We start from the raw sequence: 18201 nt of genomic DNA on the forward strand, positions 1-18201 counted from the left end.
TTATAGCAATAAAATCATTCGTTGTAAAGGAATATTTCTCATAGATAGCAATACATGTTCGGTAGTAGTCAAACATGTGTGACATCGACTCGTAACGATATACGTAAAAAGTACTCTGCTATATATTCATTAGGTGATGTAAACCCCAATACTTTTTGCACCATGTTATTATATCTACTTGCATACCGTCGATGTCCTAAAAAAAAGCATCAAGACTTGTAAATTTTCTTCTGTAAAATCGTTCTCCATCAACCTTATGACTTCGTTCTACTTTCCCATTTTGCCATGGTGAAAATGGGCGTATCGTTATAAAAATATTCTATAGTGAAGCAAATCAGAAAAATCGTCACTCATAAAAGTTGCTACCAACCCCCATTTCAAATAGGTAATTATAGATTATAAAATTTTTAACTACAACCATGCAAAGAAGGAACTACCATACGGTAGTTCCTTCTCATCAATTGTTCAACCAATATTTATCATACTATCATTTACGACGCTGCAAGCTTTCCACTTGTTCTATAAGGCGATTAATTTGTTCTTGCTGCACTCGAATCATTTCCGATTGTTGTGCTACCACTTCTGGTATATTCTTATAAACGGTCGGTGTAGCTCCTTTGTCTCCTACTCTGAAGGATGCACCTATGCTATACATATTATCACTACCACCTACAGTTGTAGCAAAAGAAACCAATACATCTTGATTCGGTGCATAGAATCCACCTAATGCTAATGCCTGTTCATTGCGATAGGCACCGCCCGCCACCGCCACATTAAATTTTTGTGTTTTATCAAATGACAATGGATGTAATCCTGACAAAGCTGCCGATTTAGCTCCCACTTTAACAGCCTCTTGGTGCGCCTCATGTGTTAATCGTGTCACTACATCGAAATTCTGACTAGTAGTACTTGTCAATGTCCCCAACTGATCCGCTGTTTCTTTAGCTAATTTTTTTGCCTCATCTGCTGTATCTGTCGCAAGTTTAATATTCCCTACATTAGTAGATACTTTTTCTGCTACTGCAAAAAGTTGACTTCCATTAATAGCATCTGTAGATGCCTTCGAAATATCTCCTGCTGATACGTTCTGTATTTGCCGTTCCTTTCCGACACTACCAACAGATACGACTCCCTTTGCTACACCAGCAAAATCACTATAGGTTACCTCATTAATCACTACTGATTTCTTCACGGTTTTAATATCAGCATCCGCTGAGCTACTTCCTAGAATCACATTATTAGCATTTTTCACTTCATTTATATTACTTCCTAAAGCTACCGTATTTAAAGCAGTTTTTCCCACAACGCTATTAGCGCCAATAGCAATAGCCCATTGCGATGCAACCGTAGATCCACTCCCTACTGCAACACTCGATCCACCACTCGCCTCAGAATTATATCCAACTGATAAGTCATTAGCCATCTTGGATTTAGCTTTATATCCATAAGCCGTTGCTCGCATAGCACCTCCCACAGCCTCACTACCTACGATAGTATTTTCTTTACCTAATTCACCATTTGCTTTAGTGCCTATAACAACGCCTTTATCAGTGCCCTTTGAATCCTGACCGATGGTTATAGAGGCTCTATTGCTATGAGATCCTGCTCCTAATGCGATGGCCCCCGCTCCATTAGCATAGGCCTTAGTACCAATAGCCATACTATTATTGGTTGTCGTCTCAGCCCCTTTACCGATAGAAATATTGCCCTCATCATGCGTAGATGCCTCTGTACCAATCGCAATCGAATAATTCTCACCAGCTTTTATAATGCGCGCATTGGCACCAATCGCAATCGATTTATCTCCTTTTGCCGCTGCACTATTTCCCACGGCAATCGATCTATCTCCCTTTGCCTCTGCCCTATTCCCCACGGCAATTGCATTAGCACCAGTAACTTCATTACCTGTCGCTGCAATCGCAATACCATTTTCACCGCTTACGATGGTCTTCTCCCAATTCTGTTTCCTCTCTTCTTTACGCCCACCAATAGCCACGCCTTCTTTAGCTGTATCTTGAACTTCACCAGCCCCTACTACTGTACCAGTAGTAGCTTGTGCCGTACTAGCAGCTTGTACCGTACTAGCAATGCCACCTAACATCATAAAACTTACTACAACAGTGGTTAGTATGTGTTGTTTCATCGTATCCCCCTACATATCTAATATCCCATAAAACACATATGATAAGTGTAATAACTATATCATATCCCTTGCTTGCAAGTCAATAGCACGCTATCTAATTTTCTCTATTCAATTTATCATATCAAATATAGAAAATACAGATAATACGCATAGACTACATAGTCTATGCGTATTATCTGTATATGTCTTATACTTTTCAATTAAATTTTTTCTATAAAGCAGATGATATATATCAATAATTGCACCTAGTAATAGATATTCTTGCACAAACGTATATGTCCGTCCAGGTAATGACTAAATCACACTATAATTCTATAAAACTACCCTATATGGTAGATTCTAAAACATCCACACATGCACAATAACTTCTAGAAATTAGATGGTACCTATTTGTATGACAATTTATTCTGAAGACAGATATAATCTTAGTTGTTATTATTGACGAATCATAATAACAACTTGTAGGTATTATCATCTAAAACTCATAATAGTATGCGAACTATTTCTAATCTACCACCTGCCTAGTCACTTCACGTAAGCATAGTTTATATGTACAGCTTTCAATCATACCAAGAAACTAAAAACTACTGATGCTGTATTAGGCAATAAAAGATGAGACTGATATAGATGCCGTCAGTAATATATAAACAACCTATATCTTGTAATGCACTGTTTGCTTGCGATTTCAGGCTATTCTTGACGATACGCGATATCGCGGAATCGTGTAAGTTCGCCTTGGAATAACAGTTCCACCGTTTTCAATGCGCCATTACGATGCTTACGAATGATAATTTCTGTAATATCTCCTTTTTCTGAATTTTCATCATAGTATTTATCACGATACAAAAATGCTACAATGTCCGCATCTTGCTCGAGTGATCCAGATTCACGCAAATCACTTAGAATCGGTCGCTTATCGGTACGAGACTCTACAGAACGACTGAGCTGAGATAAAGCGATAACTGGCACATTGAGTTCACGGGCAATCAATTTTAAATTACGGGAAATTTCAGATATCTCTTGCTGCCGATTGTCATTACCCCCATGTGATCGACCTTGCATCAATTGAATATAATCTACGATGACAAGATCAAGTCCATGGTCTACTTTTAAACGGCGCAGTTTAGAACGCATATCTTGTGGTGTCAACCCCGGTGTATCATCGATGTAAAGAGGCGCTTTACTCATAATATCTGCCGCCTTAATCACCCGTTCCCATTCAGCTGGTTCTAAGTTGGCATTGCGTAATTTTTCCGCACTCACTTCCGATACGGATGACAAGACGCGGCCTACCAATTGTTCCTTTGACATTTCCAAGGAAAAAAATGCCACTGTGCGGTTACTTTTAATAGCGATATTTTGTGCAATATTCAAGGTAAATGCCGTTTTCCCCATAGATGGACGAGCGGCTACCAAAATTAAGTCTGATTTTTGCAGACCGTTAGTGCATTCATCTAAATCACGAAAGCCAGTAGAAACGCCGGTAAGAATACCTTCCATCTGCTGAATTTCATTCAATCGTTCCATGGCACTCAATACGACTTCTCCCATAGGGGCAAACGATGTTTCACTACGAGATTGACCACTCACACTCAACACTAACTGTTCCGCTTCATTTAAAATTTCTGTTGGTTCTTCCTTGCCTGCATACGTCATGCCTACAATTTTATTGCCTGCATCAATCAAACGTCGCATCTGCGCTTTTTCGCTGACAATCCGTGCATGTTGTTCCACGTTATAAGTTAATGCCGTATCGTTAGCCAGCGATGTAATATAGGCAACACCACCCACTTGTTCTAGCTTATGACGACGATTTAATTCCTCCGTCAACAGCACAAGATCAGCCCGTTTATAACTATGAATCACTGCCATCAACGCTTCATAAATAACGCGATGTGCATCGCGATAAAAATCTTCCGTTTTCACGATGTTCATAACACTATCACTGGCATCTTCGCTCGTCAACATGGCACATAGTACAGCTTTCTCTGCCTCGAGATTGTGCGGTGGAATTCTAGCATCTATACTACTCATTTTATAACCCTCTTTATATAATCAATGACCCACGATGTGTCTACTCTATCACGTAGCTAAACTATTTTCCATAGTGTGTACACACTGCTCATAATTCTATCATACCAATTGTATCCCATCTAGGCAATGGTTACCATACGCCTACTGAGGATGGTAAGTCTAGATAAATAAGAGAAATTTCTATAAAAAATGTGGTGCCGACTTCCATAGAGAAATCTAACACCACATAGCATGTCACTTATAAAAAGTACTTTCTTATTGTTCTGCCACTACTGTAACCGTAATGGTTGTTGTAATTTCAGGATGTACGCGAATGACAACATCGTGAACACCCAATGTTTTTAACGGTTCTTTTAATTCGATTTTCTTTTTATCTAAATCTACATCATAGGCTGCTTTCACGGCTTGTGAAATATCTTTTGCGGTAACAGAGCCAAATACACGTCCTGCATCACCCATTTTCACAGGAATCGTAACAGCCACTTTTTTAAGTTGTGCTGCTAAAATATGTGCTTCATCATTGGCTACTTGTTTTTTATGAGCCACCGACTCTTGTTTTTGTTTCGCATTATTTAGATTGGTCGCTGTGCCTTCAAGACCTAATCCTTTTTTTATAATCACATTGCGTGCATAGGCTTCACTTAATTCAACAATTTCGCCTTTTTTACCAACTTTTTTCACATCTTCTAGTAATACAACTTTCATTGCTATTCCTCCTTCAATGACTGTAATGCTTCTAATGCTGCTTTACGCACTAATTCTTTTGCATCACTGACGTTCATATTTGCCAATTGTGCCCCCGCCACTGTACGATGACCACCACCGCCTACAGCTTCCATAATCAATTGTACATTTAATTTTCCTTGCGATCTAGCACTGACGCCAATCACGTGATCCGGCAATTGATAGAACACAAATCCTGCTTCAATACCTTCTACCGTAATCAACATATCGGCAGTCTGCGCGGACACAACTGTCGGGTTATTCACATATTCTGGACACACTGTAAAAGCTAGTCCATTAATACTTTCCGCGTTACTTAACATTTTAGCACGAACTTGCATCGCATCAAAGGTATCTGTAAACAATCCTCTAACAATATCTACGTTAGCACCCGATCTACGTAAGAACGATGCTGCATCAAAGGTTCTCGCTCCCGTTTGAATGGAAAAGTTCTTCGTATCTAAAATAATACCTGCATAGATAGCGCTAGCCTCATTAATCGACAATTCAATGTGTTCACCAAAATATTGAATTAATTCTGTCACTAATTCACTAGTAGATGATACAGATGGTTCTAAGTATGTCAAAAGTGGTTGTGCAATAAAATCAGAGGCCCGTCGGTGATGATCGATAACTACACATTTCTTAGTTTTATCCAATAGTTTCGGTGCCGCTACCATATCAGGTCGGTGCACATCGGTAACCACAACAAGCGTACTATCTGTCACAAGTTTTTCTGCTTGTTCTGCCGTAATAAACATGGTGTCTCGATAGCCATCTTCTTCCTTAAATAAATCCACCATTCTCTGAATGGATTTTGGATAGGCACTCAACGCGATAGATACGGGCTTACCTAAGGACTGTGCCAACACGTACACACCTACTGCACCACCTAAGGCATCATAATCTTCTCGTTGATGGCCCATGACAATGATACGATCCGCATCGTTCATCAATTCTTTAATGGCCTGTGAAACAACGCGCGCTTTTACACGCGTATTCTTTTCTGACCCTTGCGTACGACCACCGAAAAATTTAACATTTTCATTTTCATACACGCATACTTGATCCCCGCCACGACCGAGGGCCAATTCTAACGCAAATCGTGCCCGTTCTGCTTGCTCCTTAAATGATGGTTCATCATAGGCCATCCCCACGCTAATAGTAGCTGGAATGCGACGTGCGGTCGGAATGTTTCTAATTTTCCCCACTAAAGGAAAATTTTCTTCCTTCATTGCTAAAAAAGCTGTTTTCGATACGGTAAAAATATAGGAATCTTCTTGATAGTTACGAACAAATCCATTTCGCTTATTAATTTCATCTACAATACTATTGTTAATTTCAGCCCATAGATTGGTGTATTCCATATCGCCAAGTCCCTTGGTTACTTCTTCGATATTGTCCATTTGAATAATACCCATAACAGGCATGGCATCTACCGCTTGTTGCCGTGCTCGTTCCACATCGGTAATATCATCAAAATACAAGGCCATAAATGAATTGTCTTTCATATCAGCCGATACAGTTTCCATCTGATTGCTATCGATGTATTTATAAATGACACGGAAATAGCGATCGCCAATGAGGTCCTGAAAGAAACCCGACTTGCCCCATAATTTATCCAGCCGAAGAGATGGAATTAACCCATTGAGCCGTTGTGTCTTATCCATGTCACACGATAGCCAATCACGAAAGACACTATTACTCCAACAAATTCTAGCTTTACTATCAATGACCACCATGGCTGTTGGCAAATTTTGTAACGCAAAGTTACTCCCCTGTGTAACGCCTTTAACGACACTATCAAGATATTGAATGAGTAATCGCCGACGGCGATGAATCATTTTATAGTTATATAAATATCCTGCTATAACTACAATACAGGCTAATAGTGCTAATGGCCAATTTATATACGCTATAATCCCTACTAATACGGCGATAACAACAAAAATCGTCACTTCCAATGCCGTCCATCTGGATGTTATTGTTTTCATAGTTTGCCTACCCTATTATCTAACTTGTTACCCCTATCGACGCCTTCGATTGTCAATACGTGTACGCAAGTCAAAGAACAAATCAAATATTCCTAAGAAAATTAAATATGTAGAAAGAAAGAGAAAAGCAAGAATACTAATCGAAGCTCGTGCTTTTACCCCCATACCATATGATTGTAAGATGCTCCATATACAGGAAAACCCTTGCACTGCACATAAGGTGGCCCCTAATAAATATAAATTAGGGCCTAACCAAAATAAAATCTCCATAGGTCGTACCGTAGACCAAGCTTGTATGATAATGCCTAATAGCAACACATAGATAGAGCTTTTAGGCATACGCCATTCTCGACAAGGTCGAAATGCCGGTACCACATATCCAATTCTCCCTAAAATCAATGTAGCAATTTTAGAGGCACAAAAGGTGATACACACCCCTACCATACATAGCATTAATACCATGGTGCGCCACAATATATTCATCATATTGCTGACGAGTTGCTCTGTGGTCGCCACTTGTTCTGCCGTGTATATGCCTTTGTCTGCCATCGCCTGTATCATAGATTGTGCGGACTCATAGCCATTGATAAATCCTTGTGCCATATTTATATTAAACAGATAACTGCCGATGACAAGCAATACCACTATACTCCCTACAAAATACAGAGAGGGAAGTAATAATAATTTTGCAGTGCCCCATGACTTTTCATAGCCATAACCCAATACGACACCTACGCCAGAAAAGGTAAGTGCTTCCATAGTGCCTACCATAGGTCCTACCACCATGGATAAAATAAATAACTCTACCACGATAGCGGCCAGGCTATAGAATAAACCCCAACGAATTCCTATAATCGTAATCGTAGCTGGCACAAGAATGGTAGCGAACATGCCCAACATAGGCACGTTCGTTCCAATCAAAGCAAACATAATAATGATGGCTGTTAAAAAAGCCGTTTCTACTAACGCTCTTGTACTGGTCTGTTTCATAGGTTCTCCCTGATAATAGGCTATACGTCTTGAATAATCGGAAGGATCATAGGACGACGACGTGTTTTTTCATAGAAGAATTTTCCTAACGCGTCTTTCACCGTATTTTTAATGGTCAACCAATCCTTAATATGTTCTGCCGCACAACGATCCACAGCGTTTTCTGCACGTTCCTGTGCTTGTGCCATCAATTCTTCTGCATTTCGTACATACACGAATCCACGCGATACGATATCAGGACCAGATACAATGGTGCCAGTAGCTCGTTCCATAGCCATAACAACGATAACCATACCTTCTTTGGCTAACAGTTGACGATCGCGAATAACAATATGACCTACATCGCCGACACCCAAACCATCAACAAATACGTTACCTGATGGAATCCGTCCGCCTAATTTGCCACCTTGTTTAGAAAATTCAAAAATTTGTCCATTATCGCCAACTAAAATGTTCTTAGGGTCAACCCCCATCGATACAGCTAATTCACCATGTTTACGCAACATACGATATTCCCCATGAACAGGAATAAAATATTTAGGTCGCACTAGATTTTGCATTAATTTTAAATCTTCTTGACTCGCATGACCCGATACATGAATACCATATTCTTTGCCATATACCACATTGGCGCCCAACCGCAATAGATTATCAATCGTCCGTCCTACGGCTGCTTCATTGCCTGGTATTGGTGTTGCTGAAATAATGACTGTGTCATTCGGTACAATTTCTACCGTTCTATGATTGCTCGTCGACATTCTCGATAAGCCCGCCATTGGCTCGCCTTGTGAACCAGTGGTAAGTACCATGATTTCATCTGCTCGATAGCGATTCATTTCATCATCACCGATAATAGTGCCTTCTGGCACATTCAAATAGCCTCGTTCTTGAGCGATTTCTGTAACATTCACCATACTGCGGCCTAAAATGACTACTTTTCGTTTATACGCAACAGCTGCGTCAATAGCTTGTTGAATACGAGATACATTAGAGGCAAATGTAGCTAATACGACGCGACCTTTTGCCTCTCCTACGGCGCGCTTAAGTGCTGGTCCTACGGAACTTTCAGAGCCCGTATAACCAGGTTTTTCCACATTTGTAGAATCTGCCATCAATGCTAATACACCACGATTGCCTAGTTCGGCAAATTTATGAACGTCCATCATGCGACCATCTACTGGCGTTTGGTCTACTTTAAAGTCCCCTGTATGAACCACGATTCCCAATGGCGTATCAAAATAGATCGCACAAGAATCAGGAATGGAGTGGGTAGTTTGAATAAATCCTACTTTAAATACGCCCGCCTTAATTTCTTCACCGGCCTTAACCACGTTCAAATATTTCGTGCCAAGACGGCTTTCTTTAAATTTACCTTCAATTAAACCGCACACTAAATCAGTTGCATAAATTGGGGTATCTGTGCCGATTTCTTTAATTAAATACGATAGAGATCCAATATGATCTTCGTGACCGTGCGTAATAACGACAGCACGTACTTTTTTACGGTTCTCGATTAGATAGCTCATGTCAGGAATGACAATATCTACACCAGGCATATCTTCTGTAGGAAAGGCAAGGCCTGCATCCAATACGACGATGTCATCGCCATATTGAAAGATAGTCATGTTTTTACCAATTTCTCCTAACCCGCCTAATGGCATGATGAGTAATTTATCCTTACTATCTGGATGTAACGTAGTTTGCAAATCCTGTGTTTCAGTTACCTCTTTTACATTCATCCGTGGGGCACGACGAGATGATGCTGTATGTTCTTTACTTTGCCCCGCCTGTTCTGTATGACGTGCAGTAGTTCCTACACGACTACGCGTTGTAGTTCGTGTTGTACGAGTTGTCGTTTCTTCACTTGTGGCACGAGTTTTAGGGCGCCCCACACGGCGTGATGTATGCGTATTGCCTGTATCAGCAGTTGTTTTACTACGAGCACTCCGAGTTTTGGCACCAGTCGTACTAGTTTTTTTATGACCTGTATCGGTATTGCTATGGCTAGTACGGCGACGAGTACGTGTAGCTGTTTCTGTACCTTCGGTAGTCAAATGAGATGTAGTATCTCCCTTAGTCGTATTATGACGAGCACGTGTATTACGAACTTTCGATGTTGTTGTCTTGGCAGCTTTTATAGCTGTCGCTTGTTCATGTATATTATCCAATGTTTCCTCCTATACTTATTAGATATACCTATATTGTTACTATTACCGATCTTATGACATTTGTCCTTCTTAGCAAATGATAGCACTCACAACACTGTGCATGGTGTAGCAAATTCTAAAGCCGTCCTCACTGATGCAGATTTGTTGCTATGTAGTATGTATTTGTACATTTGCCGTTCCATGTGACAAATGATATATAAGCACAAAAAAACGTACCCTTATCATCAATGTACGTCTTATCTTGACTGTGCAATTATAATCCGATCATGTTAATTTATATTTATTATACCATAGATAGTAAAAGCCAACAATACGGGGCTATCGAATTGCTTGTTAGGACCAACTCTAACAGCAATCAAACTGCTAAACGTTCTATTTTCTAAGCTACCTATACAGGAATTAACACCAGCATATACCACCTATTCGATGGCACACAAAAATTTCAGCACCTATGTACAAAGTGCTTATATAACATCTATTTGATAGTATCCCTACTATATGGCATGGCTATTTTCACATTCACTATGTGTGATACTTATTTCTATCAACCATATCCATTTCTTTATTCTTTACGTACCACCAATCGATAAAAGGCCACTACCAAAAAGCAGAAAAACAAGCTAGCCCCCATTGTGCCCGCTAAAGATAGGTGATAGATAATCGCTATAGGCATGGCGATGGCAATGGCTATGACGATACAGAGCAAGCTAGCGGCAATACGCGCTTTCATAGTACGCGTCACAAAGCTAGCCGTCACAGCTGGTATGATTAAGAACGCAATGAGCAACATAGCTCCAATAACTTGAAAGGAGGTGACTGCCGTAAATGAGGTAACGGTCATAATACCATAGTGGACAATGGCAGGAGAAATATGAATGGATTGCGAAAACTCAGCATCAAAGCTAGCTAGGCACAGTTCTTTATAAAATACGTAAACCACCACGCTCACCACCAAGCAACTAATGGCACTCATGTAGAGTGCCTTCGCCCCTAGATCGATATCGCCCCAATAAAATCGATTGAAAGGAGCAAAAGCCAAATCTCCAAATAGCACTTTATTCGTATCAATCCCCATATGCGATGCATAGTTGGTAATTAGAATGATGGCGATACTAAATAGACAAGGAAAGATGACTGCCGTCGCTGCATCACTAGCCATGAGCCTGGTCTGTATAAGCCATTCAATCATATATACGGTAGCTACGCCCATAAGTGTAGCCGCCACGACCACATAGGGTGAATTGAGATCGTGCCAAATCAATACACCTATAACAATGCCTAATAAGGCACTATGACTAATGGCATCAGACACTAAGGCTAATCCTCTTATCACTAGAAAATTCCCAATGATAGCACAGGCCCATCCCGTAAAGAGGGCAATACAAACAATATCTACATATTCCATCATCTAATAGCCCTCCACAAAATTCCCCGTTTAGGGGCGATGAGTACGCTCACCAATACAACACAACTAATCGTCACCACGATAGCAGGTCCTGTAGGAATTGATGAATAGATGCTACTAATCCCCGTTCCTATCATAGAAGAAAAAATACTTATCATAGCACTGATGACCATCATTTGTTTGAACGTATGCGCCCATTGTCTCGCACTGATAGCAGGCCCTACTAAACAAGCACACATTAAAATAACTCCTACACTTTGTATCGCTAACAATACGCCAATCGTACTAATAAGGGCTATTGCATTTTGAATTGTCCTCACTGATAGTCCAATTGATTGGGCATAGACCGCATCAAAAATAACAGAAACGATATGATGCCAATACACCTTAAGCGCTATAAGTATGACCACAATGAACACACTAATCACTACTAGGTCCGCTTTCATCAAGGCCGCTGGTTGACCAAACAATATGCGCGTTAAGCCTGATTGTTTGGCCCCCGCTTGCTGTTGCACCAACGACATTAATACTAATCCAATACTAAATGACCCAGATAATACGGTCGCCAGTATACTATCATAGGATACATGCGTTCTCTCCTTAATATACTGTATTAACAAAATGCCCAAGGTAGCTGTCACAAGCGCACCGATCAATTGCACCAACACAGATTTAATGGACGCTAGGTAAAAGCTGGCAACCATACCAGGATACGCCATATGGGCAATACCATCGCCTAACAAACTTTCTCGCTTCGCCACTACAACACAACCGATGATGCCACATAAAAGGCCCAATAAGGATGTGCCGATCATGATCACATAGATTGTATAATAGCGCATAACATGAGCGACAATACTACTACCGACACAAGGTATCAAAAAATTCTCCATGCCTATCTCCTTCAACACTAAATGTGCGCTCCACAATTTCTTTTTTGAAAGTCCTATCCACCGTACCAGCGGCCATCAACTGATGATTGATACAAACTACATATTCAAAATACATGGGCACCGTATGTAATGCATGATGCACTACTACTATCGTTTTTCCCTCCTCACGCATCGCTTGCAACACATCCATAATGACATGCTCCGCTTGCAAATCAATGCCTTTTAGTGGTTCATCGAGCAAATACATATCTGCATTTTGTACCAATGCCCTCGCTATAAAAGCGCGCTGTTGTTGTCCACCCGACAATTCATTAATCTGATGCTTAGCCAAATCTTGAAGTCCCACCGTTTCTAATGCACCATACACCGCTTCATAATCTTCTTGTGTTGGTCGTTTACCAATACCAATATGCTGATAGCACCCCATCAAAACGATATCAAATATAGTGGCAGGAAAATCCCAATTAACGCTACTATGTTGCGGTACATAGGCCATACTGTAGCAATTAGGTTCTACTGGATGATGGTCTTTGTCATACACCGTAATCGTACCTCGATCAATCCGTTTCATCCCCATAATAGATTTTAATAACGTACTCTTTCCTGCTCCATTAGGTCCGATAATAGCCGTTACCACACCTCTAGGAATTTGTAACGAATCAATATATAATACCTGTTGCCGATTATACGATACACAGACTTGTTCCAATGCAATAGCACATTCTGTTTTCATAAAAACCCCTTATGTTCCTCTTATACACACATAGCTGCTCAATCAACCAGGGATTCTGATTGACTAGCAGCTATGATATAACTTATGTTACTATACTATTATTTTAACGCTTGTACGATGGTATCCACATCATATTGCATCATGCCAATGTAAGTACCTTGTTCTGTACCTTCATCGCCAAGAGAATCGGTAAATAATTCACCGCCCACAGTGACTTGCCAGCCTTTAGCCGCCACTGCTTCTTGTAAAGCTTCAATCGATTTTGTAGGTACGGACGACTCTACAAAAATAGCTTTTATTTTATGGTCTGCAATAAAGTTAGCCAATGCATCTACATCTGCTGCATTCGCTGCATCTTCTGTAGTCACGCCTTGAATACCTTTGACTGCAATGCCATAATCTCTAGAGAAATAGCCTAGTGCATCATGAGCAGTAACTAATACACGCGATGTTTCTGGAATCGATGCAATTTGTTCTTTCACTTTTGCATCTAAGGCAGTTAATTTATCGGTATACGCTTTACCTTGTGCTTCATAGTACGCCTTATTAGCACTATCTTTTTCACTTAACCCCTTAACAACTGCTTGGGTCGCCATTTTCCAATTATTTACAGAGAACCAAATATGAGGGTCTTTACCCACTTCTCCGTCTTCTTCAAAATCTAGCAATGTGTTTTCTGGAATTAAGGAGCTCGCATTGATGACAACTTTGTTCTTCTTCGCTAAATTTTCTAACGTTTCTTCTAACTTACCTTCTAATTCTACCCCATTGTACACGATTACATCCGCCTGTTCTAAGGCCTGTACATCAGCAGTAGTAGCCGAATATACATGAGGATCCACACCTGGTTTCATTAAACCTTGTACTTCTACTTTGTCGCCCCCTACTTGACGAGCTAAATCCGCTAACATAGTCGTAGTCGCAACGACTTTAATTTTTTTATCTGCTGGTGCCGCTTGCTTTGTAGAGCCACATCCCACATATAGAAAAGAGCAGATAAGTAGGCTAATCATAGCCACTATGATGGTCATCATAGATTTTTTAGTTGATTTACACATAGAACAACCTCCTTTATCAACAATATAGGTCATATTGTAGCACATTTCTGTAAAATGTAAATAAATTTTGTACAATTTATTATATGCATATATGACTATATATTGTTATATCTAGTTTACAGTCGTTCTACTCTAGCTTTTACAGCCCTCTAATCAATCATTGTATCGTCTAATAAGTATATAAAAAACCACAACGCAAAATACGTTGTGGTTACTCATTAATTATGGTGCGCCTAGCCGGAATCGAACCAGCGACACATGGTTTAGGAAACCACCGCTCTATCCTACTGAGCTATAGACGCATATGATATATCACTATTATACAAAATACTGGTTCCTACGCAATAGAAAATTACAAATTCCAAGGCCGAGACCAATCCACTTGTACTTCAATCGCCGTCCACATACGGGTTAAGGCTAGTTTCAAATTATCTAAGGAGCTAACTGGTAATACTGTAACCGTTTCATACGTATTAAGACCTACTGCATTTTTTATCGTCTGCTCCGTTGTTAAATACGCCTTAACTTTATCGGCCCATTCTTGTTCCGGAAGAACCACGGTAAGTTCTTTTGTGTCTATATTATATGCAATATACCCATTGCTAGTTATACCATAATGAATCGCCACATGGAATACAGTATCTGCCATTTTCCAACCCTCATTTTCTATATCCTATACCTATTAAAATCATGCACATTCTATCGAGCCTCTAACGTTGACCGCTTCGTCATGCATACGCTTACTACGCCAACATATGCATATACTTATATGCGCTCATAAAATGATATCACTTCATTATATCATAGTATATACGCTATACATACTATTTTATATCTTCTATGTAAAAGTTTCTCTGTCTACTCCTCGCACAGGCAAGAACTGCCCCCACTCTTCTTGCTAGGAACATCCGACATGACAACAGGCATAGTCGTACTGCCTGTAGGCAATATGTTAATCGTAAATGCATCACCCAATATGTCTTCTGCCATAGCCAATGCTTCTTCTACGGTGGTGGCCATCTTTGCCCCTGTTTGCTCAATAATGGACCTATTTTTCTCTAAGGTTACAAAAATATGTGTATAGGTTTGTAAGTCTTCTACTACGTGCAAAGAAATAAATCCTGGCACCGTAAAGCCTTTACGCAATGCCATTTCATGTTCCTTCGGATTATCGTAGTGAAACCAATTGATAAATTCTGGTAGTTCCTGACTATCTTCTAATTCCATTAGTAAAATAATAACGCCGCCAGGGCGAACTGCTTTTGTCGCATTATCTTGTGTTTTAATACCTTGATATAAATTAATATCTTTAGGATACCCTCCAGCAGAGGCGATAACGCAATCGGCTTTAGCCGTAATCGGCACTTTAAAGATTTCATCCACCGTATGAATTCCATCTTTCCAGGCCTGTTGCCAATGCCCCGTCACAAAGCGAGCTAATTGGTTGTCTGCGTTATTAATGACGTTGATCAAAAAATCTGCATTCAGTGCCTGTGCATGTTCCAATTGATCGGCATGCATGCGATTGGTACTAATATTGCTACTGTAATTATCTGGATTACACCCACCGCCTACTGTATCCGATAAGCATAGTACATGATTTTTTTGAATCGCTTCATAGGACGAAATGCCTGGTAATACGGCTTTGCGACCAGCCCCATAACCAGCCATCATGTGGTATACCAAACCACCCGTTAAAATGACACGGTCCGCATCTAAGGCTAATTCATTAATTTCAATCGGTACTCCGCGCGATGTCACCCCTTGATGGCGGTAGTGACAGTCCTCGCTAACGGCACAACTGTGTTCAATACGTACTCGTCTACACACATCTTCACCGTAACACATGCGATGTTCTGCCTCTGATTGTTTTCGATGAGCACCATAAGCGACTAATAAAAATATATCCGTATCTGGAATGCCTGCATCATTTAAATAGTCCAGCAAGGTTGGTAAAAATCGTTCATAGTGAATCCAAGCTCGCGTAATATCCGATACGACGATGCAAACCGTTTCACCAGGATGAACAATCATATGTAACGGCGGTGTCCCTACTGGATGCTCTAAGGCATCTACTAAGGCCTTTTCTGTATTCATAATCGCTGGATACGGCGCTCCCATTACTACATGCAGCACTCTCTCCTCTGGTAACGATACCGTTACCGCCCCTTTTCCATATCGTAATTCATACTCTGTCATCTATTGCCCTCTCTATGTGTGTACGCACGCCCTAAATTCTACTCTGTATATCATCGGCTATACATACTAGTAAAGTCCTAGTTGTTACGTTCTACTTCTACCGTTTTTTCAATTCCTACTTGATCGGCTTCTACTTGACGCACCGTATGCGCCTTACGTTGCCATAAATCACCGCGCATAACGGCCTGTTCTCCAAAGCGATCTGCCAAGTCATCGAGCGTTTCTGTTAACGCCTCTTGCGCGACTTCTGTGGCAAACAAAGAGGTTTGCACGATAGGCTCACATAGTTGCGATACCGATAAGCCTAATAAACGAATCGGCTTGTGACTATCTATTTTATCGTATAAACGCCGTGCCACTTCATACAAAACATACTCACTATCCGTAGCGGTATGCAATGTTTTTTGTCGTGTAAGTGTTACAAAATCGTGGTACCGAACTTTTATAGACACCGTCTGTCCCATCATATGTTGTTTGCGCAACCTACGTGCTACACGATGAGAAAAATAACGCCATTCGCAATCGATCAATTCTGGATCCGACAAATCCATTTCATAGGTTTCTTCATTGCCCACCGATTGCACACGCCGTTCATACTCGACGGGACGATCATCTATGCCGCGACTCATATCATAGAATCGTTTTGCCATCGTGCCACAATAAGGGATCAGTGGTCGTTCATCTGGCAAGCGTTGTATATCACCTAATTTGTAAAAGCCCCCTTCGTGCAAGCGCTTTTCCGTATGTTTACCTACGCCCCACAAACGTGATATGGGTAAGTCTTTTAAAAAATCGATTTCCTTACCATAGGGAACGATAACAAGGCCGTTTGGCTTATCAATATCAGAAGCTATTTTGGCTAACAATTTATTCGGCGCAATGCCTGCGGAAATAACTAAGCCCGTTTCCTGTAACACGCGCGCTTTAATATCCTTGCCTAATTCATAGGGTCCCTTAAACATATGGCCCATGCCAGACACTTCCAAAAAAGCTTCATCTAACGATAAGGGTTCAATGTACGGAGTATACTGTGCCATAATTTCATGAATCTGTTGTGATACTTGATGATACCGTTCCATCCGTGGTGGCACAAAGATGCCTTCTGGACAAAGTTGATGGGCCTTCATCGCCCCCATCGCCGACGTAACACCAAAGGCACGGGCCTCATAGGAAGCAGTGGCCACGACGCCACGTGCAGAAAGACCGCCCACAATAATAGGGCGGCCTCTATATTCTGGATGATCCAGTTGCTCCACAGACGCATAAAATGCATCCATATCCACATGCATAATCCAGCGTCTCATAGATTACTCCGGCTTGTCTTCCAAACGACAATATTTAATCTGTGCACAAATGCATTCATCCTTAGTTTTATACAATTGAGGAAGAATGTGTAGTATACTTTCAAAGGTAGATTCATTGATGGAATATCGTGTCCACAATCCACTGCGTTTAGAATTGACCACGCCTGCATCAATTAAAATCTTCATGTGGTAACTTAATGTTGATTGAGATAAATTAAAGCTAGCTAAAATATCACAAGCACATAGTTCATTGCAAGACAACATATCCACAATGTGTAATCGTGTTTCATCACTGAGTGCTTTAAAAACAGCAGCTAAACGCTCATACGAAACTTCCATAAAAATTCTCCTTATGTTGCAAACAGAAATTTGATACTTATCAACAATGTATCTTTATCTATTTTATATTATATACAAAATAGTTAATTAAATCTATTTTTTTAAATAATTCTATATCACATTCTATGCATAGTATACATAACTATTTCATATACAGTGTATATACATCATCATGCTTTATCACGCATATACTAAATTAACCACACGCATGTATGTGT

Annotated in this window: 14 protein-coding genes, 1 tRNA gene and 1 pseudogene; all 16 read right to left on the minus strand. The window is 40.4% G+C overall.

What is annotated here, in order from left to right; translation table 11 throughout:
- Nucleotides 1–68 precede the first annotated feature (68 nt).
- Nucleotides 69–304 (minus strand): annotated as a pseudogene (locus P6940_RS08135) (IS481 family transposase); the annotation flags it as partial.
- A gap of 183 nt (nucleotides 305–487) precedes the next feature.
- Nucleotides 488–2143, minus strand: a complete 1656-nt coding sequence (locus P6940_RS02920) for a YadA-like family protein (RefSeq protein ID WP_277293142.1) — start codon at nucleotides 2141–2143, stop codon at nucleotides 488–490.
- A gap of 690 nt (nucleotides 2144–2833) precedes the next feature.
- Nucleotides 2834–4168 carry a replicative DNA helicase gene (gene dnaB / locus P6940_RS02925; RefSeq protein ID WP_081936469.1) on the minus strand — a complete coding sequence of 445 codons (1335 nt, stop codon included), beginning with the start codon at nucleotides 4166–4168 and terminating at the stop codon, nucleotides 2834–2836.
- A gap of 264 nt (nucleotides 4169–4432) precedes the next feature.
- On the minus strand, nucleotides 4433–4882 hold the full coding sequence (gene rplI / locus P6940_RS02930; RefSeq protein ID WP_028257530.1) for a 50S ribosomal protein L9: 450 nt from the start codon (nucleotides 4880–4882) through the stop codon (nucleotides 4433–4435).
- Nucleotides 4883–4884: 2 nt separating this feature from the next.
- On the minus strand, nucleotides 4885–6894 hold the full coding sequence (locus P6940_RS02935) for a DHH family phosphoesterase (protein ID WP_277293143.1): 2010 nt from the start codon (nucleotides 6892–6894) through the stop codon (nucleotides 4885–4887).
- 33 nt (nucleotides 6895–6927) lie between these two features.
- Entirely contained in the window at nucleotides 6928–7884 is a 957-nt protein-coding gene (locus P6940_RS02940; protein ID WP_277293144.1) for a DUF2232 domain-containing protein, read from the minus strand.
- 20 nt (nucleotides 7885–7904) lie between these two features.
- Nucleotides 7905–9623, minus strand: coding sequence for a ribonuclease J (locus tag P6940_RS02945; protein WP_051212092.1), 1719 nt, complete (start codon nucleotides 9621–9623; stop codon nucleotides 7905–7907).
- A 991-nt stretch (nucleotides 9624–10614) separates the two neighbouring features.
- Entirely contained in the window at nucleotides 10615–11460 is an 846-nt protein-coding gene (locus P6940_RS02950; protein WP_277293145.1) for a metal ABC transporter permease, read from the minus strand.
- Complete coding sequence (locus tag P6940_RS02955; RefSeq protein WP_277293146.1) at nucleotides 11457–12350, minus strand: metal ABC transporter permease; 894 nt, start codon at nucleotides 12348–12350, stop codon at nucleotides 11457–11459. The genes P6940_RS02950 and P6940_RS02955 overlap by 4 nt, the downstream gene beginning before the upstream one ends.
- Nucleotides 12319–13083: a metal ABC transporter ATP-binding protein gene (locus P6940_RS02960; protein ID WP_277293147.1), complete on the minus strand. Its 765-nt coding sequence runs from the start codon at nucleotides 13081–13083 to the stop codon at nucleotides 12319–12321. Before P6940_RS02960 ends, P6940_RS02955 begins: the two co-directional genes overlap by 32 nt.
- Before the next feature lie 98 nt (nucleotides 13084–13181).
- Nucleotides 13182–14141, minus strand: a complete 960-nt coding sequence (locus tag P6940_RS02965; protein ID WP_244869372.1) for a metal ABC transporter solute-binding protein, Zn/Mn family — start codon at nucleotides 14139–14141, stop codon at nucleotides 13182–13184.
- A 225-nt stretch (nucleotides 14142–14366) separates the two neighbouring features.
- A tRNA-Arg gene (locus tag P6940_RS02970) sits at nucleotides 14367–14443 on the minus strand.
- A 50-nt stretch (nucleotides 14444–14493) separates the two neighbouring features.
- Nucleotides 14494–14790 carry a hypothetical protein gene (locus tag P6940_RS02975; RefSeq protein ID WP_038113543.1) on the minus strand — a complete coding sequence of 99 codons (297 nt, stop codon included), beginning with the start codon at nucleotides 14788–14790 and terminating at the stop codon, nucleotides 14494–14496.
- 209 nt (nucleotides 14791–14999) lie between these two features.
- Nucleotides 15000–16340 carry a nickel-dependent lactate racemase gene (gene larA, locus P6940_RS02980; protein ID WP_277293148.1) on the minus strand — a complete coding sequence of 447 codons (1341 nt, stop codon included), beginning with the start codon at nucleotides 16338–16340 and terminating at the stop codon, nucleotides 15000–15002.
- A gap of 77 nt (nucleotides 16341–16417) precedes the next feature.
- Nucleotides 16418–17644 carry a DNA polymerase IV gene (locus P6940_RS02985; protein WP_277293149.1) on the minus strand — a complete coding sequence of 409 codons (1227 nt, stop codon included), beginning with the start codon at nucleotides 17642–17644 and terminating at the stop codon, nucleotides 16418–16420.
- A 3-nt stretch (nucleotides 17645–17647) separates the two neighbouring features.
- Complete coding sequence (locus P6940_RS02990) at nucleotides 17648–17983, minus strand: ArsR/SmtB family transcription factor (protein WP_028257542.1); 336 nt, start codon at nucleotides 17981–17983, stop codon at nucleotides 17648–17650.
- Nucleotides 17984–18201 lie beyond the last annotated feature (218 nt).

It is taken from the genome of Veillonella montpellierensis, assembly GCF_947090115.1.
Taxonomy (GTDB): domain Bacteria; phylum Bacillota; class Negativicutes; order Veillonellales; family Veillonellaceae; genus Veillonella; species Veillonella montpellierensis.

Bases quoted from the DNA above. Each gene is read 5' to 3' on its own strand.
- P6940_RS02920 (WP_277293142.1), bottom strand. From the start codon at position 2,143: ATGAAACAACACATACTAACCACTGTTGTAGTAAGTTTTATGATGTTA.
- rplI (WP_028257530.1), bottom strand. From the start codon at position 4,882: ATGAAAGTTGTATTACTAGAAGATGTGAAAAAAGTTGGTAAAAAAGGC.
- P6940_RS02935 (WP_277293143.1), bottom strand. From the start codon at position 6,894: ATGAAAACAATAACATCCAGATGGACGGCATTGGAAGTGACGATTTTT.
- P6940_RS02940 (WP_277293144.1), bottom strand. From the start codon at position 7,884: ATGAAACAGACCAGTACAAGAGCGTTAGTAGAAACGGCTTTTTTAACA.
- P6940_RS02945 (WP_051212092.1), bottom strand. From the start codon at position 9,623: ATGAATGTAAAAGAGGTAACTGAAACACAGGATTTGCAAACTACGTTA.
- P6940_RS02950 (WP_277293145.1), bottom strand. From the start codon at position 11,460: ATGATGGAATATGTAGATATTGTTTGTATTGCCCTCTTTACGGGATGG.
- P6940_RS02955 (WP_277293146.1), bottom strand. From the start codon at position 12,350: ATGGAGAATTTTTTGATACCTTGTGTCGGTAGTAGTATTGTCGCTCAT.
- P6940_RS02960 (WP_277293147.1), bottom strand. From the start codon at position 13,083: ATGAAAACAGAATGTGCTATTGCATTGGAACAAGTCTGTGTATCGTAT.
- P6940_RS02965 (WP_244869372.1), bottom strand. From the start codon at position 14,141: ATGTGTAAATCAACTAAAAAATCTATGATGACCATCATAGTGGCTATG.
- P6940_RS02975 (WP_038113543.1), bottom strand. From the start codon at position 14,790: ATGGCAGATACTGTATTCCATGTGGCGATTCATTATGGTATAACTAGC.
- larA (WP_277293148.1), bottom strand. From the start codon at position 16,340: ATGACAGAGTATGAATTACGATATGGAAAAGGGGCGGTAACGGTATCG.
- P6940_RS02985 (WP_277293149.1), bottom strand. From the start codon at position 17,644: ATGAGACGCTGGATTATGCATGTGGATATGGATGCATTTTATGCGTCT.
- P6940_RS02990 (WP_028257542.1), bottom strand. From the start codon at position 17,983: ATGGAAGTTTCGTATGAGCGTTTAGCTGCTGTTTTTAAAGCACTCAGT.